We start from the raw sequence: 24,518 nt of genomic DNA, 5'->3' as shown, positions 1-24,518 counted from the left end.
TGAACATTACGCCTTATGCCCTGCACTGAAACCGGGTTCGACAGCACCGTTTCGATCATTTTCCGATGAACCCGCAACGACCGCCGAATCCACGGGCAGCGCGAGCACCCGGCCCGTGGCCAGCAGAACAAGCAGCGCGGCCACACCGGCGAGGCCCGGCACCGCGAAGCCCCACACCGTCCCGCCCCACTCGACGACCGGGCCCGCTGCGGCCGTTCCGAGGGACGCGCCGACGGTGAACGTGGTCACGAGCCAGGAGAACGCCTCGGTGACCGTGCCCCGCGGTGCATGCCGGTCGACGATGATGAACGCACAGGCGAGCGCCGGCGCCAGGAAGACACCCGCCACGGCCGTGAGCGCCACCATGGCGACCGGCCCAGGGACCAGCGTCAACGGCCAGTAGCAAAGCGCCAGGAGAGCCACCAGGACCGTAAGACGCTTCTCCGGTACGCCGCTCCACTGCCGCGCCCCGTACACGGAACCGCCCACCAGGGCGCCGAGACCTATCGCCGCCATCATCCAGCCATAGACCGCGTCACCGCCGTGCCCGTCGGCGTACGAGACGCCGGCCACGGTGATGGAGCCCAGCGCCATGCCGATGAAGAGGAACGCGCCGAGCAGCGCGAGCAGCCCGTTGGAGCGCAGCGCGCCGAGCCAGTGCGCCTCGCGGGGCGCCGAGCGCCACGCGCGCGAGGGCTTCGACACCACTACGGAGAGGGCGCCCAGGACACCGATGGCGTTCACGACGAGCAGCGCGGCCTGCTCCGACCAGAGCGCGACGCTGCCGGTGACGATCAACGGGCCCACGGTGAACATGACTTCCTGGGCTATGGCGTCCATGGCGTACGCCGTATGCACCTGCTCCTCCTTGCCGAGGACGCCGGGCCACAGCGCGCGCAGGCCGCCCTCCAGAGGCGGCGTGAACAGCCCGGCCGCGCCCACCGCCACATACGCCGCGCCGAGCGAGTCGGGCCCGGTGAACGCGAAGGCCCCCATGCCGAGCGCGGAGAGCACCGCCGCCGGGAGCTGGATCCGCGGCTGGCCGTAGAGGTCCACCAGGCGGCCGAGCAGCGGCTGCCCCACCGCGTTGGCCACGCCGTACACCGCGGCCAGACCGCCGGCCAGGCTGTACGTCCCGCCCTCGGCGCGGATGAACAGCACGATGGCGATCGCGGCCGTCGCGTTCGGCAGCCGGCCCACCAGCGTGCCGGCGAGCAGCCGCCCGGCGTATCTCGTCCGGAGGATCTCCGCGTATCCGGCAGCCATGCTTCCCGCCCCTCGCCCGGCACCGACGCGCCGAGGTTTTACGTATAACGTCGAGCGTCATACGTACCATGAGCGCTCACCGCGGGTCCACCTCACCGACGTCCCGCGGCACCGACCGGGGAGGTACCAGGAGTGGCCGGGCCACAGCAGGAGACCGCGGGGCCGCGCCCCACCAGCCGCGACGTCGCGCGCGCCGCCGGGGTGTCCCAGGCCACCGTCTCCCTCGTGTTCGGCGAGAAATGGCGCGGCCGGGTCGCCGAGCGCACCGCCGAGCGGGTCCGCGCCACCGCCCGCGACCTGGGCTACCGGCCCAATCTCGCGGCCCGCAACCTCCGCCTCGGCAGGACCAGGACGGCGCTCCTCGTCGTCCCCGCCCTCACCAACGAATTCTTCGCCCGCGTCTACACCGGCGCCGCCCGCCTGGCCGCCCGGCACGGCTTCGGCGTCGTGCTCTACCCCTCCCCCGACGGCATCGGCCCCGCCCGCGACCCCTTCGACTCCGCGCGCGCCTCCCTGGACGGCGTCCTCGCCTCCTCCATGGCCTCCGACGCCCTCGCCGCCATCCGGGGCGACGAACTCCCCCTGGTCATGCTCGACAGCGACCCCGCGGGCAGCCTCGGCACCGCCACCGTCAACCTCGACATCGCCGACGGCATGCGCCGCGTCACCGAACATCTGCTGTCCCTCGGCCACCGCGACTTCCTGCACCTCGCGGCAGGCGTCGACACCTGGACCTTCGACGTACGCGCCGACGCCCTCGCCGGGGCGCTGCACGGCACCGGAGCCGCCGTACGCACCGTGCGGGCACCCCTCACCGTCGACGACGCCCGCGCCGTCACAGAGACCGCCCTCGCCGCGCCGGGACCCCGCCCCACCGCCCTCGTCTGCGACGACGACATCCTCGCCGCGGGCGCCTGCAAAGCGGCCCGCAGACTGGGCCTGCGGGTGCCCGAAGACCTCTCGGTGACCGGCTTCGACGACCTCACCCTGGCCACCGCCGTGGAGCCCGAGCTCACCACCGTCCGGCTGCCCGCCGAGCGCTTCGGCGAACACGGCATGACCTCACTGCTCGCCGTCCTCGACGGCCGCACACCCCGCCTCGACACCCTCCCCGTGGAGCTGATCGTCCGCGGCTCGACCGCCCCCGCGCCCTAGCCACGTACTGCGCACACACGTACGCCCCGCGCCCCGGCCCGAAGGCCAGGACACGGGGCGTACGCCGAACCGAACTACTCCTCGCCGGCCCCGGACTCGGACCCGGAAGCGGTGTCGGAACCCGCGTCCGTCTCCTCCGTGTCGGAAGCGGCATCCGTGGGCGCCGAAGCGTCCCCTTCGAGCAGCCGCGCGAGCTGCCGCCCGACGATCCGCTTGAACTTCCGCTGCTGCGGCCGCGTCCGGTCGAGCACCGCCACCTCGAGCCGCTCCGCGGGGATCTCCCGCTCACTGCCGTTGGTGTCACGGGACAGCGCCTGCACCGCCAGCTTCAGCGCCTCGGCCAACGTCATGTTGTCCCGGTGACGCTGATCCAGATACGTACTGATCTGCTCCGCGTTGCCGCCGACCGCGACCGAGCCGTGCTCGTCCACGATCGAACCGTCATGCGGCAGGCGGTAGATCTGATCGCCCTCGGCCGTCTCCCCGACCTCGGCGACGACCAGCTCCACCTCGTACGGCTTCTCCGCCTGGCTCGAGAAGATCGTGCCCAGCGTCTGGGCGTAGACGTTCGCGAGCCCACGGGCCGTCACATCGTCGCGGTCGTAGGTGTATCCGCGCAGATCGGCATAGCGCACGCCACCGATCCGCAGGTTCTCGTACTCGTTGTACTTGCCGGCGGCCGCGAAGCCGATCCGGTCATAGATCTCGCTGAACTTGTGCAGCGCACGGGACGGGTTCTCGCCGACGAACACGATGCCATCGGCGAACTGCAGCACAACAAGGCTGCGACCACGGGCGATGCCCTTGCGGGCGTACTCCGCCCGGTCGGCCATGGCCTGCTGGGGTGAGACATAGAACGGCGTCGACACCGGCTATCCGTCCCTTTCTGTCAGTGACTCAGTCAGTGGCGAATACGGATCGATCAGAGCAGCGAGGCCCGCGGGCCGTCGGGCTGCTCCAGGCGCCGCTCAAGGATCGAGCGGGCGATCTCGGAGGACTCCTCGTCCCCCAGCCGCCGGAAACCCTCGTCGGAGATCACGGTGACGATCGGATAGATCCGGCGGGCGACATCCGGACCACCCGTGGCCGAGTCGTCGTCCGCCGCGTCGTACAACGCCTGCACGACGAGCGTCGTCGCTTCCTGCTCCGTCAGATCGTTGCGGTAGAGCTTCTTCATCGCACCACGCGCGAAGACCGAACCGGAACCGGTGGCCGCGAAGCCGTGTTCCTCGGAACGCCCGCCCGTGACGTCGTACGAGAAAATGCGCCCCTTCTCGCGGTCCACGTCGTACCCCGCGAAGAGCGGGACGACGGCCAGCCCCTGCAGTGCCATGCCCAGGTTGGACCGGATCATCGTGGAAAGACGGTTGGCCTTGCCCTCCAGGGAGAGCGTGGCCCCCTCGACCTTCTCGAAGTGCTCCAGCTCCAGCTGGAAGAGCTTGACCATCTCCACGGCGAGACCGGCGGTGCCGGCGATGCCGACGGCCGAGTACTCGTCGGCCGGGAAGACCTTCTCGATGTCGCGCTGAGCGATGACATTGCCCATCGTCGCCCGCCGGTCACCGGCGAGCACCACGCCCCCGGGGAACGTCGTCGCCACGATCGTCGTGCCGTGCGGCGCCTCGATCACACCCTGCGTGGGAGGCAACTGCCGGTTGCCCGGCAGGATCTCGGGCTGATGCTCCGACAGAAAGTCCATGAAGGACGAAGAACCAGGCGTCAGGAAGGCAGCTGGTAGACGCCCGGTGCTACGAGTGTTGGCTTCCACGCGTTTCCTTCCAGGTATGCGGCCGCGCGGCGGACGGTGTCGGGTTCATCCCCCAACTTGCCGATGGCCGAATTGCAGTTGAAGCACAGTACGCCACGGACCCTACCCGTCTCATGGCGGTGATCCACATGTACGGCAGGGGCGTTGAGACGGATCACATCGACGCTCGTCGACGCCGCCGGTCATGCGCGGCCCGGTCGTGCGCCACGCATTCCCGGCACCGCTCGCCCCCGGCTCCGCCATGCCCGTTACTGACCACCCTTTTGCACAAAGGACCGCACGAAGTCCTCGGCGTTCTCCTCGAGGACGTCGTCGATCTCGTCCAGAACGGAGTCCACGTCGTCGCTCAGCTTCTCCTGGCGCTCCTTGAGGTCCTCGGAGCCCTGCGCTTCCTGCGTCTGCTCCTCGGTCTCCTCGGTGGAACGTGTCGCCTTCTGCTGTCCGCCGCCGGTGTCCTTGGTCGCCATGTACCTCACCCCGCTCATTTCGGTTCGATGTACGTGATCAGACCCTATAAGCCAGGTCTGACATCGGCCCCGCACTTTCCTCAACGTCCGGGGACCACCTCGATGATTCCCATACGCCGGGTCTTTCAGCCTCCGGAGAGCACCCGAACCAGGTCCTCCGCCGTGCGGCAGCGGTCCAGGAGCTCCTTGACATGGTTCCGTGTGCCGCGCAGCGGCTCCAGAGTGGGCACACGCTGGAGGGAATCGCGACCGGGCAGGTCGAAGATGACCGAATCCCACGAGGCGGCAGCCACGTCGTCCGCGTACTGCTCCAGACAGCGGCCGCGGAAGTACGCACGGGTGTCCTCTGGAGGCTTGCTCTGGGCGCGCTCGACCTGTGATTCGTCCAGGAGCCGCTTCATCTTGCCGCGGGCCGCCAGGCGGTTGTAGAGGCCCTTGTCGGGGCGTACGTCCGCGTACTGGAGGTCGACCAGGTGGAGCCTCGCGGCGTCCCAGTCGAGGCTGTCCCGGCGGCGGTAGCCCTCCATGAGCTCCCGCTTGGCGACCCAGTCGAGCTCCCCGGAGAGGCTCATGGGATCGGTCTCCAGGCGGCCCAGGACGTCTTCCCAGCGGGTGAGGACGTCCTTGGTCTGTTCGTCGGCGTCGGAGCCGTACCGCTCCTCCACGTATTTGCGGGCCAGCTCGAAGTACTCCATCTGGAGCTGGACCGCGGTGAGTGTCCGGCCGCTGCGGAGCGTGACGAGACGCTTGAGGGTCGGGTCGTGGGAGACCTGGTGCAGGGTGCGCACGGGCTGGTCGACGGCGAGGTCCACCGCGATGAAGCCGTCCTCGATCATGGCGAGGACCAGGGATGTCGTGCCCAGCTTCAGGTACGTCGAGATCTCGGAGAGGTTCGCGTCGCCGATGATCACGTGCAGCCGGCGGTACTTCTCGGCGTCGGAGTGCGGCTCGTCCCGGGTGTTGATGATGGGCCGCTTGAGGGTGGTCTCCAGGCCCACCTCGACCTCGAAGTAGTCGGCGCGCTGGCTGAGCTGAAAGCCGTGCTCGTGGCCGTCCTGGCCGATGCCGACGCGTCCCGCGCCGGTGACGACCTGGCGGGAGACGAAGAACGGCGTGAGGTGGCGCACGATGTCCGAGAAGGGGGTCTCCCGCTTCATCAGGTAGTTCTCGTGCGTGCCGTAGGAGGCGCCCTTGTTGTCGGTGTTGTTCTTGTAGAGGTGGATCGGCTGGGCGCCGGGGAGCTGGGCCGCGCGCTCGGCGGCCTCCGCCATGATGCGCTCGCCGGCCTTGTCCCACAGGACGGCGTCCCAGGGATTGGTGACCTCGGGCGAGCTGTATTCGGGGTGCGCGTGGTCTACGTAGAGACGCGCCCCGTTGGTGAGGATGACGTTGGCGAGGCCGATGTCCTCGTCGGTGAGCTGGCTGGCGTCGGCGGACTCGCGTGCGAGGTCGAAGCCCCGAGCGTCCCGCAGGGGGTTCTCCTCCTCGAAGTCCCAGCGGGCGCGTCGCGCCCGGTGCATCGCCGCGGCGTAGGCGTTGACGATCTGGGACGAGGTGAGCATGGCATTGGCGTTGGGGTGCCCGGGGACGGAGATGCCGTACTCCGTCTCGATGCCCATTACTCGCCGTACGGTCATGCGGCCCTCCTTGCCCGGCGGCGCTCCCCTTCAGGAACGGCGCTCAAGTACCGCTGGTTCTCCGGTGCGTGTGCGGTGCCCGTCCCCGCACTGCGCGACTCGGCGGTACCGAAGAGCCTAGAGCGCCTTTGCGCTGGTGGGGAGATCATTGTCTTCATTGAAAAACAGACAGCTGCGGGTACCCACGAAGGACACCCGCAGCCGCCCTGTCTTCTACAGGTACTGACCGGTGTTCGCCACCGTGTCGATGGAGCGTCCGGTGTCCGCGCCCTGCTTTCCGGTGACGAGCGTACGGATGTACACGATCCGTTCGCCCTTCTTGCCGGAGATACGGGCCCAGTCGTCCGGGTTGGTGGTGTTGGGCAGGTCCTCGTTCTCCTTGAACTCGTCGATGCAAGCCTGGAGGAGGTGGGAGACCCTGAGGCCCTTCTGGTTGGCTTCGAGGAAGGCCTTGATGGCCATCTTCTTGGCGCGGCCGACGATGTTCTCGATCATGGCGCCGGAGTTGAAGTCCTTGAAGTAGAGGACTTCCTTGTCGCCGTTGGCGTACGTCACCTCGAGGAAGCGGTTCTCCTCGGACTCCGCGTACATCTGCTCCACGACGGACTGGATCATGCCGACCACTGTGGCGCGCCGGTCGGCGCTGTGCTCGGCGAGGTCGTCCGCGTGCAGCGGGAGCCGCTCGGTGAGGTACTTGGCGAAGATGTCCTTCGCCGCCTCGGCGTCCGGGCGCTCGATCTTGATCTTCACGTCGAGTCGTCCGGGGCGCAGGATCGCGGGGTCGATCATGTCCTCGCGGTTGGAGGCGCCGATGACGATGACGTTCTCCAGGCCTTCCACGCCGTCGATCTCGGCGAGCAGCTGGGGGACGATGGTGTTCTCCACGTCCGAGCTGACACCGGATCCGCGGGTGCGGAAGAGGGATTCCATCTCGTCGAAGAAGACGATGACGGGGGTGCCCTCGCTCGCCTTCTCCCTCGCACGCTGGAAGACCAGGCGGATGTGGCGCTCGGTCTCGCCGACGTACTTGTTGAGGAGTTCGGGTCCCTTGATGTTGAGGAAGTAGCTCTTCCCCGCGGCCTGTCCGGTCACCTCGGCGACCTTCTTGGCAAGGGAGTTGGCGACGGCCTTCGCGATCAGCGTCTTGCCGCAGCCGGGGGGCCCGTAGAGCAGCACGCCCTTGGGCGGCCGCAGTTCGTGCTCCCTGAAGAGGTCCGGGTAGAGGTAGGGCAGTTCGACCGCGTCACGGATCAGCTCGATCTGGTTGCCCAGGCCGCCGATCTGTTCGTAGCCGATGTCCGGAACCTCTTCGAGGACGAGCTCTTCGACCTCGCTCTTGGGGACCACTTCATATACGTAGCCGGAGCGGGGTTCGAGCAGGAGTGCGTCGCCGGGCCTGATGGTGACGTCGAGGAGTGGTTCGGCGAGCCTGACCACCCTCTCTTCGTCGGTGTGTCCGACCACCAGGGCTCGCTCGCCGTCCTCGAGGATCTCCTTGAGGGTGACGATGTCTCCGACGCTCTCGTACTCCATGGCCTCGACCACGTTGAGCGCTTCGTTGAGCATGACTTCCTGGCCGCGCCTGAGCTCTTCGAGCTCCACGCTGGGGCTGACGTTCACCCGGAGCTTGCGGCCCCCGGTGAAGATGTCCGCCGTGCCGTCCTCGTTCGCCACGAGGAAGACTCCGAAGCCGGCCGGTGGCTGTGCGAGCCGGTCGACCTCTTCCTTGAGGGCCACGATCTGGTCTCGGGCCTCACGGAGCGTGTTGGCGAGCCGCTCGTTCTGTGCGGATACGCCGGCCAGGTTGGTCTGCAGCTCGACGATCCGCTCTTCGAGAATCCTCGTATGACGCGGAGAGTCGGCGAGCTTGCGTCGCAGGACGGCGATTTCCTGCTCGAGATAGGCAACCTGACCGGCGGGGTCTTCAGACCCTCGCCCCGGCCGGATGCCGCGGTTGATGTCGTCGTCGTGGGCTGCCACGGTCCTCACCTCCTCCAAGGGGAGCTGGACGCTTCCAGACCCTACCTGGGTGGGTGTCGATTGAAACCCCTAGATCACAAAGACGGTCGGGGTGTGTCCGATCTTCACCCTTGCGCTCTCCCTCACGCCAGGTGAATACCCACCCAACAACATCGGAAAGCGGGCGGTTGTATCGTCGAAGCGTTCAACACCCGTCAGGGCTGGCCCGACTTACCGCAAAGTCGGTTGGCTCGACGCAGCGATCGGCAGGAGAGATGACCGTGCAGAACGAGGCTGGGACCGGCCCTGAGGGCGATCCCCTGGAGGTCTGGATCGACCAGGACCTCTGTACCGGCGACGGCATCTGCGCGCAGTACGCGCCCGAGGTCTTCGAGCTCGACATCGACGGTCTCGCGTACGTGAAGAGCTCCGACGACGAGCTGTTGCAGGCGCCGGGGGCCACAACGCCCGTTCCGCTGACGCTTCTGCGGGATGTGGTGGACTCGGCGAAGGAGTGTCCGGGCGACTGCATTCATGTGCGTCGCGTTTCGGACAGCGTCGAGGTCTACGGTCCCGACGCGGCCTGAGGCCGCCGCGAACTCACGCATGAGTAAGGGGTCTGTGCCCGCCGGTGACCGGCGGGCACAGACCCCTTACTCGTGTCGGTTCCGTCACACACTGTGTGCTCCGGCCGGTGTGGACCGTGCGAACGTGCCGTCCTTCCACTGCCACTTGGCGTCGTCCTGCTGATCGGGACAGCAGCGGGGCACGTCGGTCGAGGAGTAGCCGAGGAGCGTGGCGGTGATCGCTCCGTCACGTACGGCGAAGTCGCTGACGTTCTGCCGGTCGTGCGGGTCGACGAGGGTGGCGACGACGCGGGGCTTGCCCTCCGTGGCGCGGGTGATCACGTAGATGCCGTCGGGCGGGGTGCCCGATCCGGCGGCGCAGTGCACCACGGCGACGGTCTCGGGTCTGCCGTCGCCGTCGAGGTCGCCGGAGGCCTTCTTCTTGACGACGGGTTTCACGTTTCCGCAGGTGATGGGGTACGTGACGGCGTCGGCGTCAGGGGCGGGCGCGGGGGCGGCCGCGCTCTTGGCGGAGGGCTTGGAGCCGGCCTGTGCGGCGTTCGCCGGGTCGGGCTGCAGGAAGGAGGAGCCCGCGATGACGGCGGCGAGTGCGGCCGCGGTGGCCAGCCAGTGGATGGGGCGGGTGGTGGTGTGTGCCAGTTCCGGGACGGCGGGGTTCTGCACTAGGAGGGTCTCCTGTGAGGGCTGTGCCGGTGGGGGAGGTGGCCAGCATCGTGCCATACCTCACAGTGAGGTGGAACACCGGGGTCCGGTGGGGATCGCCGTTCTTCTGGTGCGTCGATGGCTTTCTGGGACGCCGATGTTCTTCTGGTACGCGTCTGGCGTCCTGTCAACGAAAAGGCGCCGCCGCCGAGTTCCCCGGTCGGTCGGGGAACTCGGCGGCGGCGCCTGCTTGTTGGACGGGGCTCGCCGCGCGGGTCAGCGCGGGGTGCCGCCGTCGGCGTTGGGACCCGAGTAGTCCTCGCCGTACGCGCCCTTGGCGGGGCGGCGGCGGCGCATGGGGGGCTCGACGCCGTCCGCGAGGCGGCGGGCGGTGAGCAGGAAGCCGGTGTGGCCGATCATGCGGTGGTCGGGGCGGACGGCGAGGCCCTCGATGTGCCAGTTGCGGATCATCGACTCCCAGGCGGTCGGCTCGTTGAAGCCGCCGATCTCGCGGATGGACTCGACGGTCCTGGCGAGCTGGGTGGTCGTCGCGACGTAGCAGCAGAGGATGCCGCCCGGGACGAGCGCCTTGGAGACGACGTCCAGGCACTCCCAGGGGGCGAGCATGTCGAGGATGACGCGGTCGACGTCGGTGTCGCTCAGGTTGTCCTGGAGGTCGCCGACGGTGAGCTGCCAGGCGGGGTGCGGGGCGCCGAAGTAGCGTTCCACGTTCTGCTGGGCGATCTCGGCGAAGTCCTCGCGGCGCTCGTAGGAGTGCAGCATGCCCTGGTCGCCGATGGCGCGCAGGAGGAAGCTGCTCAGCGATCCTGAGCCGACGCCGGCCTCGACGACGCGGGCGCCGGGGAAGATGTCGGCGAAGGCCAGGATCTGCCCCGCGTCCTTGGGGTAGACCACGGCGGCGCCGCGGGGCATGGACAGGACATAGTCGGGGAGCAGGGGGCGCAGCGCGAGGTAGGCGACGTTTCCCGTGGTGCGGACAACGCTGCCCTCGGGAGCACCGATCAGCTCGTCGTGGGGGAAGGAACCCTTGTGGGTGTGGAAGTTCTTCCCGGCCTCGAGCGTGAACGTGTAGTGGCGGCCCTTGGGGTCGGTCAGCTGAACCTGGTCCCCGACCTTGAAGGGCCCGCGTCGGCGGGCGGCACCGGTCGGTTCGGACATGTGACCAGCCTACCGGCCCCTGCGGGGGCCGCCGACCACGGTGGCGTACGTCAGCTGGGGCGGGCCATGGCCTTCACGAAGGCGCGCTCCACGTCGGCGGCGGAGAGCACTCCGTAGATCTCGCCGGAGTCCTCGACGACCAGGTACTCCGTGGCGGGTGTCGCCCGCAGGGTGTCGAGCAGTTCCTCGCCCGCGAGTTCGGCGGAGACGCGCATGCCCTCGGTGATGTCCTGCGCGAGGCCGCTGACGGTCACCCAGGGGCGCCGGTGCTCGGGCACGCCGACGATCGCGGCCTCGCGGACCACGGCCATGGGGTCGCCGTCGGCGTCGACCACGACCAGGGCGCGGGCCCCCGCGGCGTTGGCGCGGCGCAGCGCTTCGGAGAGCGGGGTGTCGGTCTCGACCGGGACGGCGCGGCGGGTCAGGGCGCGGGCCCGCAGCTCGGGCAGGTGTTCGCGCAGGCGGGCCATGCGCAGGCTGTTGCCCGCACCGGTCCAGATGATCGCGGCAAGGATCGCGGCGAGCAGGGCGTCCGTGACGGTGTCCATGCCGCCGATGTCCTGGGCCTCGCCGCCGAGCGCGCCGGACTGGTTGAGGATGGGCAGCCCGATGAGGACGGAGATGGCGAGGGCGCGGCCGACCCAGGCTGCGGCGACCGTGCCGCTCATGGGCTTGCCGGTGATCTTCCAGACGACGGCGCGGAGCATGCGGCCGCCGTCCAGGGGCAGCCCCGGCAGGAGGTTGAAGGCGGCGACGATGAGGTTGGAGATCATCAGGCCGGCGAGGAGTACGCCTGGGACGGTGCCGGGCTCGACGACGCGCATGCCGGCGTAGAACACCCCGGCGAGCACGAGGGAGAGCAGCGGCCCGACGAAGGCGAGGATGAACTCGCGCCCCGGGGTCTCGCTCTCCTTCTCGATCTCGGATACGCCGCCGAAGAACTGCAGCTGGATACGGCGCACCGGCAGCTTGAAGCGCAGGGCGGCGACGGTGTGGGCCAGCTCGTGGACGAGTACGGATGCGTAGAAGGCGACGGCGAAGAACAGCGACACGAGATAGCGGGCGCCGCCGAGTTCGGGCAGCACGCGGTCGAGCTGCCCGCCGAAGACCCAGGTGATCAGGGCGGCGACAAGGAACCAGCTCGGCGCCACATACACCGGCACGCCGAACGGCCGCCCCATGAGCAGCCCTCCCCCGGGCCCCTTCTGCGCCTTGGGCTTCGGGGCGGGCCCGTGGCTGGCGTGCGCGAACTCGGGGTGGGTGTCGGTGGAGCGGGGCGCGGCGTCGCCGGTGGGCTCCGTACGGGGAGCCTTGACGAGCCGGTCGCCGGACCGGGGGCCGGCTGGGCCGTCGCCGGGCTGGGGGGCGGGGTGCGCATCGCCGGGGCCGGGCGCGGCGTCGCCGGACGTGGCGTCGCCCGGTGCTTCCGTGCGGGACGACTTCACGAGCCGGTCACCGGACCGGGCCCCGGCTGGGCCGTCGCCGGGCTGCGGGGTGGGGGGCGTCTCGCCGGGATTGGGCGCGGCGGAACCGGACTCGACGGAGCCGAGCTCAGCAGCGCCCGGCTCGGCGGACCCGGGCTCGGCGGAGCCAGTCGTGGCGGGATCAGCAGGCCTGGATTCGTTCTCGCGGGGCGGCCGTGGTGTGTCCTCGGCGGGTTTCTGCCCCGGGGTCTCCTCGCGGGCCTCGGGACGCGCGGTGGCGTCGGCGGCCCCAGCCTCGGGACGCGCGGTGGCGTCGGCGGTCGGGCGTTCGGGGTTCGTGTCGTCCGGCGTGGCTTCCGGGCCGGGGTGTGCGGCGCCGTCCGGTGCGCTCCGGGTCGGGCCCGCCGGCTCGGCCGAGTCCACCGGGCGCGGCGGATTCACGTGGCCCGCGCCCGGCCGCCGGCCGTCCGTGCCGTCGGACCGCGGCCTGCCGCTCCCGCCGCTTTCGTCCACGATGTCCCCTCGTTCGAAGCGTCCCTCGCCCCTGTCCGGCGCGGTACACGCACGATCATGCAGGGCGAGAGGGTCTGTCGTCGATGGTATGCGGCCGTTGTCAGTGGCGGGTCGTAGGGTCTGTCCTCATGGAAACCAGCACCGACGGTGCCGTGGCGGCCGTGCGCCCGGCGTCTCTGTCGCCCTCGCGCGCCAGCGACTTCATGCAGTGCCCGCTGCTCTACCGGTTCCGGGTGATCGACAAGCTGCCGGAGAAGCCGAGCGAGGCGGCGACCCGCGGCACGCTGGTGCACGCCGTCCTTGAGCGGCTTTTCGACGCCCCGGCCGGTGAGCGGACCGCGCCGCGTGCCAAGGCGCTGATCCCAGGGCAGTGGGATAAGCTGCGGGAGGCCAGACCGGAGCTGACGGAGCTGTTCGCGGACGACGAGGAAGGCCGGCGGCTCGCGCGCTGGCTCGAGGACGCGGAGAAGCTCGTCGAGCGGTGGTTCACGCTGGAGGACCCGACGCGTCTGGAGCCCGCCGAGCGGGAACTGTTCGTGCAGGCCGAGCTGGAATCCGGCCTGAAGCTGCGCGGCATCATCGACCGCGTGGACGTGGCGCCCACCGGCGAGGTGCGGATCGTCGACTACAAGACGGGCAAGGCCCCCCGCCCCGAGTATTCGGAGGGCGCGCTCTTCCAGATGAAGTTCTACGCCCTGGTGGTGTGGCGCCTGAAGGGCGTGGTCCCGCGCCGCCTCCAGCTCGTCTATCTGGGCAGCGGCGACGTCATCACGTACGACCCGGTGATCGCCGACCTGGAGCAGGTCGAGCGGAAGCTGCACGCGCTCTGGGAGGCGATCACGCTCGCCACCGAGACGGGTGACTGGCGGCCGCGGCCGACCAAGCTCTGCGGCTGGTGCGACCACCAGGCCGTATGTCCGGAATTCGGCGGGACTCCCCCGCCGTACCCGCTTGCGGTGAGGGTGCCCGAGTCCGGAGAGGGCGCGCAGGGCAGAATGGGGCCGGGCTAGCGAAGGAGAGTTACGTGGCGATCCGTGTCCTACTGGTCGACGACCAGCCACTGCTGCGCACCGGGTTCCGGATGATTCTGGAGGCCGAGCAGGACGTCGCGGTCGTCGGCGAGGCCGGAGACGGCCTGCAGGCTCTCGACCAGGTGCGGGCGCTGCAGCCCGACGTGGTCCTGATGGACATCCGCATGCCGCGGATGGACGGTGTCGAGGCGACCCGGCAGATCACCGGGCCCGGCCGGGACGGCCCGGCGAAGGTCCTGGTCCTGACCACCTTCGACCTGGATGAGTACGTGGTGGAGGCGCTGCGCGCCGGCGCCAGCGGCTTCCTGCTCAAGGACGCCCCGGCGAACGAGCTGGTGCAGGCGATCCGGGTGGTCGCCTCCGGCGAGGCGATGCTCGCGCCGAGCATCACCCGCAGGCTTCTGGACAAGTACGCCGGGCATCTCCCGTCGGGCGACGAGCCGGTGCCGGACACCCTGCACACGCTGACCGAGCGCGAGGTCGAGGTGCTGAAGCTGGTGGCCCGCGGTCTGTCGAACGCGGAGATCGCGGCGGACCTGTTCGTCAGCGAGACGACGGTCAAGACGCATGTGGGCCATGTGCTCACCAAGCTGGGCCTGCGCGACCGGGTGCAGGCCGCGGTGTACGCGTACGAGAGCGGTCTGGTGCGTCCCGGCGCGCAGTAGTTCAACAGGTGACAGAAGAAGGTGGCCGCCCCGAGGGGCGGCCACCTTCTTCTGTATGCGGACGTACGCGGCCGGAATCAGCCCTTGCTGATCTCCCAGAAGCGGAACACCGTCGACGCGTCGAGGCAGGACTCCACGCCGTACACGTCGTCGCGGATCACCGCGTACTGCTTGGCCTGCCAGACCGGCAGGATCGGCAGCTCGTTCGCGACCGTGTCCTGGAGCCTCGCGTAGTCCTTGTTCGTCTTGGTGCGGTCGCTCTGGGCCGCGGTGTCGGGGATGATCTTCCCGGTGATGTCGCTGTTCGTGTAGCCGTTGTCGAGGACGTTGCCCTTGCCGAAGAACGGCTGGGTGAAGTTGTCCGGGTCCGGGTAGTCCGGCACCCAGCCCTTGACGTACACGCCGTACTTGCCGGCCTTGATGTCCTTCTCGTACTGCTTGAACTCGATGGACTTCACGTCGGCGTCGAACAGGCCGCTCTTGTTGAGCTGCTTGGCGATCGCCTTCAGTTCCTCGTCCGTCGAGGGGCCGTAGCGCGAGGGCGTGGACCAGAGCGTGAGCTTGACCTTGCCGCTCACGCCGTCGGCGCGCAGGGCGGCCGCGGCCTTGGAGCGCTGCGGGCGGGCGCCGTAGGTGTCGAAGAAGGCGGTGTTGTGACCGCCGATGCCGGCCGGGACGATCGAGTACAGCGGCGTGGCCGTGTCCTGGTAGACCTCCTGGACCAGGGCGTCCCGGTCCAGGAGATAGGCCATGGCCTTGCGGACGCCGAGCTTGCCCGCGACCGGGTCCTTCATGTTGAAGACCAGGTGCTGCACCTCGGCGCTCGTGCCCTCGACGACGTCGATGCTCTGGCTCTCGCTGGAGGTGTCCTGCTCGATGTCCGCGACGTCGGAGGCGGCGAGGCCTCGGTAGGCGATGTCGACCTTGTTGTCCAGGATCGCCTGCTTCAGGCTCTTCCGGTCGTTGTGGAAGAACTTGATGGTGAGGCCCTTGTTCTTCACCTTGGCGGTGCCCTTGTACTCGGGGTTGACCGAGAACACCGCCTCCTCCTTGGTGAAGGAGTCGAGCTTGTACGGCCCCGAGCCGGTGGCCTGGGCGTCTCCGCGCAGCGCGTTCATGTCGTACGAGCGGTGGTCGACGATGGAACCGGCGCCGGACGCGATCTTGCTGGGGAAGGTCGCGTCGGGGTACTTGAGCTTGAAGACGACGCTCTTGGTGTCCGGCGTCTCGACGCGGTCGAGCATCGGGAACATGATCGCGGGACCGGCGTCGTCGCCGATCGTGCGCATGCGGTCGAAGGAGAACTTGACGTCCTTCGAGGTCAGCGACTTTCCGTTGCTGAACTTGAGGCCGTCACGGAGCGTGCACTTGAAGACCTTGGTCTCCGTGTCCGTGAAACCGCACTCCTTGGCGGCCTCGGGCTCCGGCTCCGTGGCCCCGTTCGGGAAGCTCATCAGGGACTGGAAGACGTTGTTGAAGAGCAGCCATGACCCCGGGTCATAGCCGGACGCCGGGTCGGTGGCCAGGATGTCGTCGGACATCCCCACGACCACCGCGTCACCGGATTCCCCCGCATCGCCCGTCTCCGAACCGCAGCCGGTCAGCAGGGCGGCGGCCAGCCCTCCCATGAGGGGAAGGGCCAGCCACTGGTTACGCAAGTTCACGTACGTACCTTGTCGTTGTTGTCCATCGGTGGAGCGGAACTCGGCATGCGCTGAGCGGAGCTCGGCGTTCGCTGCCGGTGCGTGCGGAGGTCAGCCGCTCACACCGCGGCCGAGCTCCCACAGCTGCAGATTCGACGAGGAGTTGAGGGCCCACTCGACGCCGGTGATGTCGTCGCGGGCGGCGATGTACTGCTTGCCCTGCCACAGGGGAAGCACCGGCACGTCCTCGGCGACGATGTCCTGGATCTTCTTGATGCTCTTGGAGGCCGTGAGCCGGTCCGCCTCGCGGCGCGAGTGCGGGATCAGCTCTTCGTTGATGGTGCTGTTCTCGTACGGCGATCCGAGGAAGTTGTCCTTGTCGAGGAACGGCGCGAGGAAGTTGTCGGCGTCGGGGAAGTCGGGGAACCAGCCCATTCCGTAGACGTCGTACGCGCCCTTCTGCTCGGCGGCGCGGAAGGTGCTCCACGGCCCGCCCTTGATCGACACGTCGAACAGGCCGCTGGCGTTGAGCTGCTTCTGCAGCAACTCGAACTCCTTCTTGGTGGCCGGGCCGTAGTGGTCGGTCGTGTAATGCAGGGTGAGCTTCACCGGGGTGGTGATGTCGGCCCGCTGCAGCAGGGCGCGGGCCTTGGCCGGGCTGGGGTTGCCGTACTTGTTGAAGAACGAGTTGGTGTGGCCCGTGACGGTGGTCGGCACCAGCGAGAAGAGCGGCTCTGCGGCGGTTCCGTACACGCCGGACGCGAGGGCTCCGCGGTCGACGACCTGTGCCATGGCCTGGCGGACGGCCTTGGACTTGACGGTCCTTGCGTCCGTGTTGAAGCCGAGGTAGCGGATCTCGAGGCCGGGCATCTCGACCAGCTCGATGTTCTTCGACGGGGTCTCGTCGAGGTCCTTGATCTGCTCGGGCGACATGGTGCGGGTCATCATGTCGATGTCGCCGCTCTCGAGCGCCTCGCCCATGGCCTCGGTGGAGGCGTAGTTGCGCATCTCGATCGTGTCGCTCTTGGGCGTCAACGCGCCCTTGTAGTTGGCGTTCTTGGAGAACGTCGTCTTGACGAGCTGGCCGTCCTTGACCTCGTGCTGGGCGGTGTAGGGGCCCGAGCCGTCGACGTCGAAGCCGTCGCGCAGCTTGTTCTTGCTGTACTTGTCCTTGCTGATGATGCCCGCCGTGGGCGTGGCCAGCTTGTACGGGAACGTCGCGTCGGGGCTCTTGAGGTGGAAGACGACACCGCGGTCGCCCTGCGTCTCGATCGCGTCGACGTTGGCCACCAGGCCGTCCGAACCGCTGGGGTTCTTGATCTTGATGTCGCGCACGCGCTCGATGGAGAACTTCACATCGGCGGCCGTCAGCGCCGTGCCGTCGGCGAACGTCAGGCCCTTGCGCAGCGTGCACTCGTAGCGCTCGTTGCCGGTGTCGGTGAAGCCGCACCGCTCGGCGGCCTCCGGCTCCGGGTCGCCGTCGCCGCGCGGCATGATCATCAGCGTCTGGAGGGTCTGGCGCAGGACGCTCCAGGAGCCCGCGTCATAGGCGTACGCCGGGTCGAAGGGCGCCGGAACCTCGGCCGAGGTGGCGAACCGGTCCGTGGTGCCGACGGCGATCGCGTCGTCGCCCCCTCCACCACCCGCCCCGCCGCACGCGGCGAGCGCGGGGGCGAGCAGACCCATGACGGCCGGCAGCACCAAAGTCTTACGGTTCATGCTCGACGTTCTCCAGAGCTGTTGAATCCCGCACGAACCGGCAACGAGGGGTGGGGTCAGCCGGTTCTTGGGGGGTGGGGCGATGTTCTCGCGACGACATTAGTCCGCACCACCACAAGCGCCGGAAGAGACCGGAGCTGACCCTCAATCACACAGCGAAACCGGGCGTGGACGCACCGATAACCCAACACCGGAAGGATTCGTGCAGGTTCCCCTGAAACGGGACACAACGCCACGCGACAACTGGCGCATTTCGGTTCCCCTGCACAGTCCAGGAAGACTGTCGATGCCCCGTCGAGTGGGAAAGGTCACACCCGCGTCGGTTCAGCGATTTCCGGCCATCAGGCCTTGCAGGAAAGGCAGGTTGACGTGTTCGAGCGAGGGAACGACGGTTCTGCCGGACGCGGGGTCAATCGGCGCGACAGATGGTACGGCGACCACCCGGCAGCCCGCGGCCTCGGCCGCGGCGACACCGGTCGCGGTGTCCTCGATGACCGCGCATCTGGCCGGTTCCGCACCGATTCCGGCCGCCGCGAGGAGATAGGGGTCCGGGTGCGGCTTGGTCCGCGCCACCTCGTCGCCCGCGATGGTCAGCGCGAAGTGGTGGGATCCGATCGAGTCAAGTACGCGGTCGATGATGCGCCGGTGGGACGCGGACACCAGCGCCATCGGCACCTCGTGCGCGGCGAGTTCCGCGAGCAGCCGCGCGGCGCCCGGCATCAGCGGCAGCGAGCGGCCGATGCGGTCCTCGAAGCCGTTGTTGAGCAGCACGGTCAGCTCGGCGAGGGTGATGTCCGCACCGGTGGACTCGATGAGGAAACCCGCGCTGCGCGTCATGGGGCCGCCGACGACCACGTCGCGCCAGGCCTCGTCGAGCGTGTGTCCGAGTGCGGCGAAGACCTCGACCTCGGCGTCCCACCAGAATCCCTCGGTGTCGACGAGGGTTCCGTCCATGTCGAGAAGAACGCCCTGCAGGGCGGAGCCTTCGGCCGTTCGGGTGCCGAGCGCTGAAACCGTACTGGTCATGCGACCACACCTTCCATGAGGGACGAGAAGGCCGGCCGCCCTTCTGACAGACATTTCTGACAGAGGGCAACCGGCCTGCACTGGACCGACCAGTGTACGACTGCGGCGGATCAGCGCGCGTTGAAGTACTTCGCCTCGGGGTGGTGGATGACGATCGCGTCCGTGGACTGCTCGGGGTGCAGCTGGAACTCCTCGGAGAGCTGTACGCCGATCCGCTCCGGCTGAAGGAGCTCGGCGATCTTCGCGCGGTCCTCCAGGTCGGGGCAGGCGCCGTAGCCGAGCGAGAAGCGCGCGCCGCGGTACTTGAGGTCGAACATGTCCTCGACGTTCGCGGGGTCCTCGCCGCCGAAGCCCAGCTCGGCACGGACCCGGGCGTGCCAGTACTCGGCGAGCGCCTCGGCCAACTGCACGGACAGGCCGTGCAGTTCGAGGTAGTCGCGGTAGGAGTCGGCGGCGAACAGCTTGGCCGTGGCCTCGCCGATCTTCGAGCCGACGGTGACGACCTGCAGACCGACCACATCGATCTCGCCGGACTCCTCCGGGCGGAAGAAGTCCGCGAGGCAGAGCCGGCGGCCGCGGCGCTGGCGCGGGAAGGAGAAGCGGGTGCGCTCCGAGCCGTCGTCGTTCAGGAGGATCAGGTCGTCGCCCTTGGACACGCACGGGAAGTAGCCGTGCACGACGGCCGCTTCGAGCATGTTCTTGGTGTGCAGCTCGTCCAGCCAGCCGCGAAGGCGCGGACGGCCCTCGGTCTCCACCAGCCCCTCGTACGTCGGACCGTCACCGGTCCTGGCCTGCTTGAGACCCCACTGGCCCTTGAAGAGGGCGCCCTCGTCCAGCCAGGACGCGTACTCCTTGAGCTGGATGCCCTTGACGACGCGGGTGCCCCAGAACGGCGGCTCCGGAATGGGGTTGTCGACCGCGACGTCCGAGCGGGCGGGCCCCTCGTCCTCGTTGACCTCCAGGACGGCGGCGGATGCCTTGCTCTGGACCCGGCGCTGCTTGAGCTCCGGCAGGGTCGCGCCGGGCACCCCCCGCTTGACCGCGATGAGGGCGTCCATCAGGCGCAGGCCCTCGAACGCGTCGCGGGCGTAGCGCACTTCGCCCTCGTAGATCTCGTGCAGGTCCTGCTCGACGTACGCACGGGTCAGGGCCGCGCCGCCGAGGATCACCGGGAAGTCGGCCGCCAGCTTGCGCTGGTTGAGCTCCTCCAGGTTCTCCTTCATGATCACCGTCGACTTGACCAGGAGGCCCGACATGCCGATGACGTCCGCGCGGTGCTCCTCGGCGGCGTCCAGGATCGCGGCGACGGGCTGCTTGATGCCCAGGTTGACCACGTTGTAGCCGTTGTTGGACAGGATGATGTCGACGAGGTTCTTGCCGATGTCGTGCACGTCGCCGCGCACGGTGGCGAGCACGATGGTGCCCTTGCCCTCGGCGTCCGACTTCTCCATGTGCGGTTCTAGATGGGCGACCGCGGTCTTCATGACCTCGGCGGACTGCAGCACGAACGGCAGCTGCATCTGGCCGGATCCGAAGAGCTCGCCGACGACCTTCATGCCCTCGAGGAGGGTGTTGTTGACGATGTCGAGGGCGGGCGTGTCCTGGAGGGCCTCGTCCAGGTCCGCCTCCAGGCCGTTCTTCTCGCCGTCGATGATGCGGCGCTGCAGGCGCTCGTCCAGCGGCAGGGCCAGGAGCTCCTCGGCCTTGCCCGCCTTCATGGACTTGGTGGAGACGCCCTCGAAGAGCTCCATGAGCTTCTGGAGGGGGTCGTAGCCCTCTTCCCTGCGGTCGTAGATGAGGTCGCTTGCGACCTTCACCTGCTCGTCGTCGAAGCGCGCGATCGGCAGGATCTTGGAGGCGTGCACGATCGCCGAGTCCAGGCCCGCCTTGACGCACTCGTCGAGGAAGACGGAGTTGAGCAGCACGCGGGCGGCCGGGTTGAGGCCGAAGGAGATGTTGGACAGACCCAGGGTGGTCTGCACGTCCGGGCGGCGGCGCTTGAGCTCCCGGATGGCCTCGATGGTGTGGATGCCGTCCTTGCGGGACTCCTCCTGACCGGTGCAGATGGTGAAGGTCAGGGTGTCGATGAGGATGTCCGACTCGTGGATGCCCCAGTTGCCGGTCAGGTCCTCGATGAGCCGCTCGGCGATGGCGACCTTGTGCTCGACGGTGCGGGCCTGGCCCTCCTCGTCGATGGTCAGCGCGATCAGCGCGGCGCCGTGCTCCTTGGCGAGCGCGGTGACCTTCGTGAAGCGCGACTCGGGGCCGTCGCCGTCCTCGTAGTTGACCGAGTTGATGACCGCGCGGCCGCCGAGCTTCTCCAGGCCGGCCTGGAGAACGGGCAGCTCCGTGGAGTCCAGGACGATGGGCAGGGTGGAGGCGGTGGCGAAGCGGCCCGCAAGCTCCTCCATGTCGGCGACGCCGTCACGGCCGACGTAGTCGACGCACAGGTCGAGCATGTGCGCGCCCTCGCGGATCTGGTCGCGGGCCATCTCCACGCAGTCGTCCCAGCGGCCCTCCAGCATGGCCTCGCGGAACTTCTTCGAGCCGTTGGCGTTCGTGCGCTCGCCGATCGCCATGTACGCGGTGTCCTGGCGGAACGGCACGGTCTGGTAGAGCGAGGCGGCACCCGGCTCGGGGTGCGGCTGACGGACGGGCGTCTGCACGCCGCGCACCCGCTCGACGACCTGGCGCAGGTGCTCGGGGGTGGTGCCGCAGCAGCCGCCGACCAGAGAGAGGCCGTATTCGCGTACGAAGGTCTCCTGGGCGTCGGCGAGCTCGGGCGCCGTCAGGGGGTAGTGGGCGCCGTCCTTGCCCAGGACCGGCAGGCCCGCGTTGGGCATGCAGGAGATCGGGATGCGCGAATGGCGGGCGAGATAGCGCAGGTGCTCGCTCATCTCGGCCGGGCCCGTGGCGCAGTTCAGGCCGATCATGTCGATGCCGAGCGGCTCCAGGGCCGTCAGGGCTGCGCCGATCTCGGAGCCGAGGAGCATCGTGCCGGTGGTCTCGACCGTGACCGAGCAGATCAGCGGGAGGTTCGCGCCGGTGGCGTCCAGGGCGCGGCGGGCGCCGAGGATCGCGGACTTCGTCTGCAGGAGGTCCTGGGTGGTCTCCACCAGGAGCGCGTCGGCGCCGCCGGCGATCATGCCCTCGGCGTTGATCTGGTAGGCGTCGCGCAGCACGGTGTACGGGGCGTGGCCCAGGGTCGGCAGCTTGGTGCCGGGGCCCATGGAGCCGAGGACCCAGCGCTGCTGCCCGGTCTTCTCGGTGAACTCGTCGGCGACCTCGCGGGCGATGCGGGCGCCGGCCTCGGAGAGCTCGAAGTTCCGCTCGGGGATGTCGTACTCGTTCAGGGCGGCGAAGTTCGCACCGAACGTGTTCGTCTCGACACAGTCGACACCGACGGCGAAGTACTCCTCGTGGACCGAGCGGACGATGTCCGGCCGGGTCACGTTCAGGATCTCGTTACAGCCCTCGAGCTGCTGGAAGTCGTCGAGCGTCGGGTCCTGCGCCTGGAGCATCGTGCCCATCGCTCCGTCGGCCACCACCACCCTGGTGGCGAGGGCTTCGCGGAAGGCTTCGACTCGGGTCCCGTCGTAGAGACCGGACGAGGGGGTCGGCAACGAGGCCATGAAAGAGCTCCCTGAGGTGCGACGGCTGTCGGCTTTGCGCTTCGGTTGGAGGCGCACTCGGTCAGGGTAGCCGGACGAAGGTCCAGGGCGCTCAGGTGTTCACGTGCCGGACGCGCTAAGGGAAACGGCGAGAAACACCGCCTGCCACTCATTAGCGGGAGGTCGACAACGACCGATAGTGTTCAGCATTGTCGAACGTTGATATCTGAGGGGACGGAGGAAGGGGCTGCGATGGCACGCAACATCCAGTCGCTCGAGCGGGCCGCCGCGATGCTACGGCTGCTCGCGGGCGGGGAGCGACGGCTCGGCCTCTCGGAAATCGCTTCCGCCCTTGGCCTGGCCAAGGGCACGGCCCACGGCATTCTGCGCACCCTGCAGGCGGAGGGCTTCGTCGAGCAGGACTCCGCGTCGGGCCGCTATCAGCTCGGCGCCGAACTGCTGCGCCTGGGCAACAGCTATCTGGACGTGCACGAGCTGCGGGCCCGCGCCCTGGTGTGGACCGACGACCTGGCCCGCTCGAGCGGCGAGAGCGTCTATCTGGGGGTCCTGCACCAGCAGGGCGTCCTGATCGTGCACCACGTCTTCCGGCCCGACGACAGCCGCCAGGTCCTGGAGGTGGGCGCCATGCAGCCGCTGCACTCCACGGCGCTCGGCAAGGTGCTCGCCGCGTACGACCCGGTGGCGCACAGCGAGGCCGCCGAGGCCGACTGGCAGACCTTCACCTCGCGCACCGTCGTCGACCCCGACGACTTCGAGGGCGTACTCGATCTGACCCGCGCGCGCGGGTACGCGGCCGATGTCGAGGAGACCTGGGAGGGCATCGCCTCGGTGGCGGCCCCCATCCACGACCGGCGGCGCATGCCGGTCGGTGCGGTCGGGATCACGGGTGCGGTTGAGCGCGTCCAGAAGGACGGCGAGCTCCGGCCTGACCTGATTGCCGCCGTTCGGGATTGTGCGCGCGCTGTGTCGCGGGACCTGGGCGCTGGGCGGTTTTAGCTCCGCTGGTAGGGCGGTCCATCACCTGCGGGTCCGTCGTGGCTGGTCGCGCAGTTCCCCGCGCCCCTTCGGGGGCGCTCAACGTGCAGGGGACACCTTTCTGAGCGACCATCGATGGACGGTTTCACCCCGTGGTCACCGATAACCCGGAACGATCAATAACGATCGTGCTTTCAATAACAGAGCTCTTGACGAGCAACTGACCCCGGGGTGAGACTCGCGTCCATCGGTCGGCATTGTCGAACACCTACCGGCATTACGCGCTAGAGTGTGGCAAGGCCAAGGGCCGGCAACGACCTCACCTGAGGTCGCGGACCACCGGAGGGACCCGGGGTTCGCCTTCCCCTGGACGAAGGACAAAGGAGTCGCGGGTGTCCAGCTCCGACATCTTCATCGGCGAGACCATCGGTACCGCCGTACTCATCTTGCTCGGCGGTGGCGTCTGCGCCGCCGTCACTCTCAAGCGCTCCAAGGCCAAGGACGCAGGCTGGCTCGCGATCACCTTCGGGTGGGGCTTCGCGGTGCTGACGGCTGCCTACCTGGCCGGCGGCGTCTCGGGTGCGCACCTCAACCCGGCGGTCACCGTCGGTCTCGCGATCGAGGGCGGCACCAAGTGGAGCGACGTTCCGCTCTACCTGGTCTCGCAGCTGTTCGGCGCGATGATCGGCGCCGTCCTGGTGTGGCTCACCTACCTGGGCCAGTTCCAGGCGCATCTGACCGACCCGGAGATCCTGGCCTCGAAGCCCCACGAGGAGGGCATGGTCGACGAGAAGGCCGCGCCCAAGGCCGGCCCCGTGCTCGGCATCTTCTCGACAGGACCCGAGATCCGGAACTACGCGCAGAACGTGCTCACCGAGGTCATCGCGACCGTCGTACTGGTCCTGGCGATCCTCACCCAGGGCCTGAACGACGGCGGCAACGGCATCGGCGTGCTCGGCGCCCTGGTCACCGCGCTCGTCGTGGTCGGCATCGGCCTCTCCCTCGGTGGCCCGACCGGATACGCCATCAACCCGGTCCGTGACCTGGGTCCGCGCATCGTGCACTCCCTGCTCCCGCTGCCGAACAAGGGCGGCTCGGACTGGACGTACGCATGGGTGCCGGTCGTCGGTCCGCTGATCGGCGGAGCCATCGCGGGCGGTATCTACAACCTCGCGTTCAAGTAGGACCGCGACCGCTACCGATGACCGCCTGAGACTGCCTGAGACCGCC

Annotated in this window: 19 protein-coding genes and 1 pseudogene; 6 read left to right on the top strand and 14 right to left on the bottom strand. The window is 68.9% G+C overall.

The annotated features are described in order from the left end of the window. Positions 1-6 precede the first annotated feature (6 nt). Entirely contained in the window at positions 7-1,266 is a 1,260-nt protein-coding gene (locus tag OG453_RS17685; protein ID WP_266868860.1) for an MFS transporter, read from the bottom strand. 132 nt (positions 1,267-1,398) lie between these two features. Here OG453_RS17685 and OG453_RS17680 point away from each other — a divergent pair, with 132 nt between their 5' ends. Continuing rightward, entirely contained in the window at positions 1,399-2,421 is a 1,023-nt protein-coding gene (locus tag OG453_RS17680) for a LacI family DNA-binding transcriptional regulator (protein WP_266868859.1), read from the top strand. A 74-nt stretch (positions 2,422-2,495) separates the two neighbouring features. On the opposite strand, the gene prcA is transcribed toward OG453_RS17680, so the two are convergent. The 6 genes and pseudogenes from prcA to arc all read right to left on the bottom strand — a co-directional run bounded on the left by prcA (position 2,496) and on the right by arc (position 8,273). Beyond that, positions 2,496-3,290: a proteasome subunit alpha gene (prcA, locus tag OG453_RS17675; RefSeq protein ID WP_266868858.1), complete on the bottom strand. Its 795-nt coding sequence runs from the start codon at positions 3,288-3,290 to the stop codon at positions 2,496-2,498. Positions 3,291-3,343: 53 nt separating this feature from the next. Continuing rightward, entirely contained in the window at positions 3,344-4,189 is an 846-nt protein-coding gene (gene prcB / locus OG453_RS17670; protein ID WP_266868856.1) for a proteasome subunit beta, read from the bottom strand. Next, positions 4,141-4,344, bottom strand: a pseudogene (locus OG453_RS17665) (endonuclease VII domain-containing protein); the annotation flags it as partial. The gene prcB and the pseudogene OG453_RS17665, both read right to left, overlap by 49 nt. A 93-nt stretch (positions 4,345-4,437) precedes the next feature. Further along, entirely contained in the window at positions 4,438-4,656 is a 219-nt protein-coding gene (locus OG453_RS17660) for a ubiquitin-like protein Pup (protein ID WP_055555575.1), read from the bottom strand. A 125-nt stretch (positions 4,657-4,781) separates the two neighbouring features. Next, positions 4,782-6,293 carry a depupylase/deamidase Dop gene (gene dop, locus OG453_RS17655; protein WP_266868855.1) on the bottom strand — a complete coding sequence of 504 codons (1,512 nt, stop codon included), beginning with the start codon at positions 6,291-6,293 and terminating at the stop codon, positions 4,782-4,784. Between the two features lie 213 nt (positions 6,294-6,506). Beyond that, a complete protein-coding gene (gene arc / locus OG453_RS17650) occupies positions 6,507-8,273 on the bottom strand; it encodes a proteasome ATPase (protein ID WP_266868854.1) in 1,767 nt (588 codons plus the stop codon). A gap of 254 nt (positions 8,274-8,527) precedes the next feature. On the opposite strand from arc, the gene OG453_RS17645 reads away from it, so the two are divergent. Further along, positions 8,528-8,839 carry a ferredoxin gene (locus tag OG453_RS17645; protein ID WP_266868853.1) on the top strand — a complete coding sequence of 104 codons (312 nt, stop codon included), beginning with the start codon at positions 8,528-8,530 and terminating at the stop codon, positions 8,837-8,839. An 84-nt stretch (positions 8,840-8,923) separates the two neighbouring features. On the opposite strand, the gene OG453_RS17640 is transcribed toward OG453_RS17645, so the two are convergent. The 3 genes from OG453_RS17640 to OG453_RS17630 form a co-directional block, all read right to left on the bottom strand. Next, positions 8,924-9,502 carry a hypothetical protein gene (locus OG453_RS17640; protein ID WP_266868851.1) on the bottom strand — a complete coding sequence of 193 codons (579 nt, stop codon included), beginning with the start codon at positions 9,500-9,502 and terminating at the stop codon, positions 8,924-8,926. Between the two features lie 255 nt (positions 9,503-9,757). Continuing rightward, positions 9,758-10,660, bottom strand: a complete 903-nt coding sequence (locus tag OG453_RS17635; RefSeq protein WP_135335457.1) for a tRNA (adenine-N1)-methyltransferase — start codon at positions 10,658-10,660, stop codon at positions 9,758-9,760. Positions 10,661-10,710: 50 nt separating this feature from the next. Further along, positions 10,711-12,597 carry a site-2 protease family protein gene (locus OG453_RS17630; protein ID WP_266868850.1) on the bottom strand — a complete coding sequence of 629 codons (1,887 nt, stop codon included), beginning with the start codon at positions 12,595-12,597 and terminating at the stop codon, positions 10,711-10,713. 128 nt (positions 12,598-12,725) lie between these two features. On the opposite strand from OG453_RS17630, the gene OG453_RS17625 reads away from it, so the two are divergent. Together OG453_RS17625 and OG453_RS17620 are read left to right on the top strand one after the other, a co-directional pair. After that, on the top strand, positions 12,726-13,607 hold the full coding sequence (locus OG453_RS17625; RefSeq protein ID WP_266868849.1) for a RecB family exonuclease: 882 nt from the start codon (positions 12,726-12,728) through the stop codon (positions 13,605-13,607). Positions 13,608-13,621: 14 nt separating this feature from the next. Continuing rightward, on the top strand, positions 13,622-14,293 hold the full coding sequence (locus tag OG453_RS17620; RefSeq protein WP_135332738.1) for a response regulator transcription factor: 672 nt from the start codon (positions 13,622-13,624) through the stop codon (positions 14,291-14,293). Between the two features lie 77 nt (positions 14,294-14,370). Here OG453_RS17620 and OG453_RS17615 read toward each other — a convergent pair whose 3' ends face one another. From OG453_RS17615 to metH, 4 genes are all read right to left on the bottom strand, one after another. Further along, a complete protein-coding gene (locus tag OG453_RS17615; RefSeq protein ID WP_266868848.1) occupies positions 14,371-15,957 on the bottom strand; it encodes an ABC transporter substrate-binding protein in 1,587 nt (528 codons plus the stop codon). Positions 15,958-16,047: 90 nt separating this feature from the next. Continuing rightward, entirely contained in the window at positions 16,048-17,655 is a 1,608-nt protein-coding gene (locus OG453_RS17610) for an ABC transporter substrate-binding protein (RefSeq protein ID WP_266868846.1), read from the bottom strand. A 324-nt stretch (positions 17,656-17,979) separates the two neighbouring features. Beyond that, the gene (locus OG453_RS17605) at positions 17,980-18,681 is read right to left on the bottom strand and encodes an HAD family phosphatase (protein ID WP_266868845.1); all 702 of its coding nucleotides are present in this window, start codon (positions 18,679-18,681) and stop codon (positions 17,980-17,982) included. 110 nt (positions 18,682-18,791) lie between these two features. Beyond that, on the bottom strand, positions 18,792-22,313 hold the full coding sequence (gene metH / locus OG453_RS17600) for a methionine synthase (protein ID WP_266868844.1): 3,522 nt from the start codon (positions 22,311-22,313) through the stop codon (positions 18,792-18,794). Between the two features lie 231 nt (positions 22,314-22,544). Between metH and OG453_RS17595 the strand changes: the two genes are divergently transcribed. Continuing rightward, complete coding sequence (locus OG453_RS17595) at positions 22,545-23,309, top strand: IclR family transcriptional regulator (RefSeq protein WP_266868843.1); 765 nt, start codon at positions 22,545-22,547, stop codon at positions 23,307-23,309. Positions 23,310-23,680: 371 nt separating this feature from the next. Then, a complete protein-coding gene (locus tag OG453_RS17590; protein WP_266868842.1) occupies positions 23,681-24,472 on the top strand; it encodes an MIP/aquaporin family protein in 792 nt (263 codons plus the stop codon). Positions 24,473-24,518 lie beyond the last annotated feature (46 nt).

The sequence above is a fragment of the Streptomyces sp. NBC_01381 genome, assembly GCF_026340305.1.
GTDB lineage: Bacteria > Actinomycetota > Actinomycetes > Streptomycetales > Streptomycetaceae > Streptomyces.
This window is presented reverse-complemented; position numbering and strand designations above follow the sequence as displayed.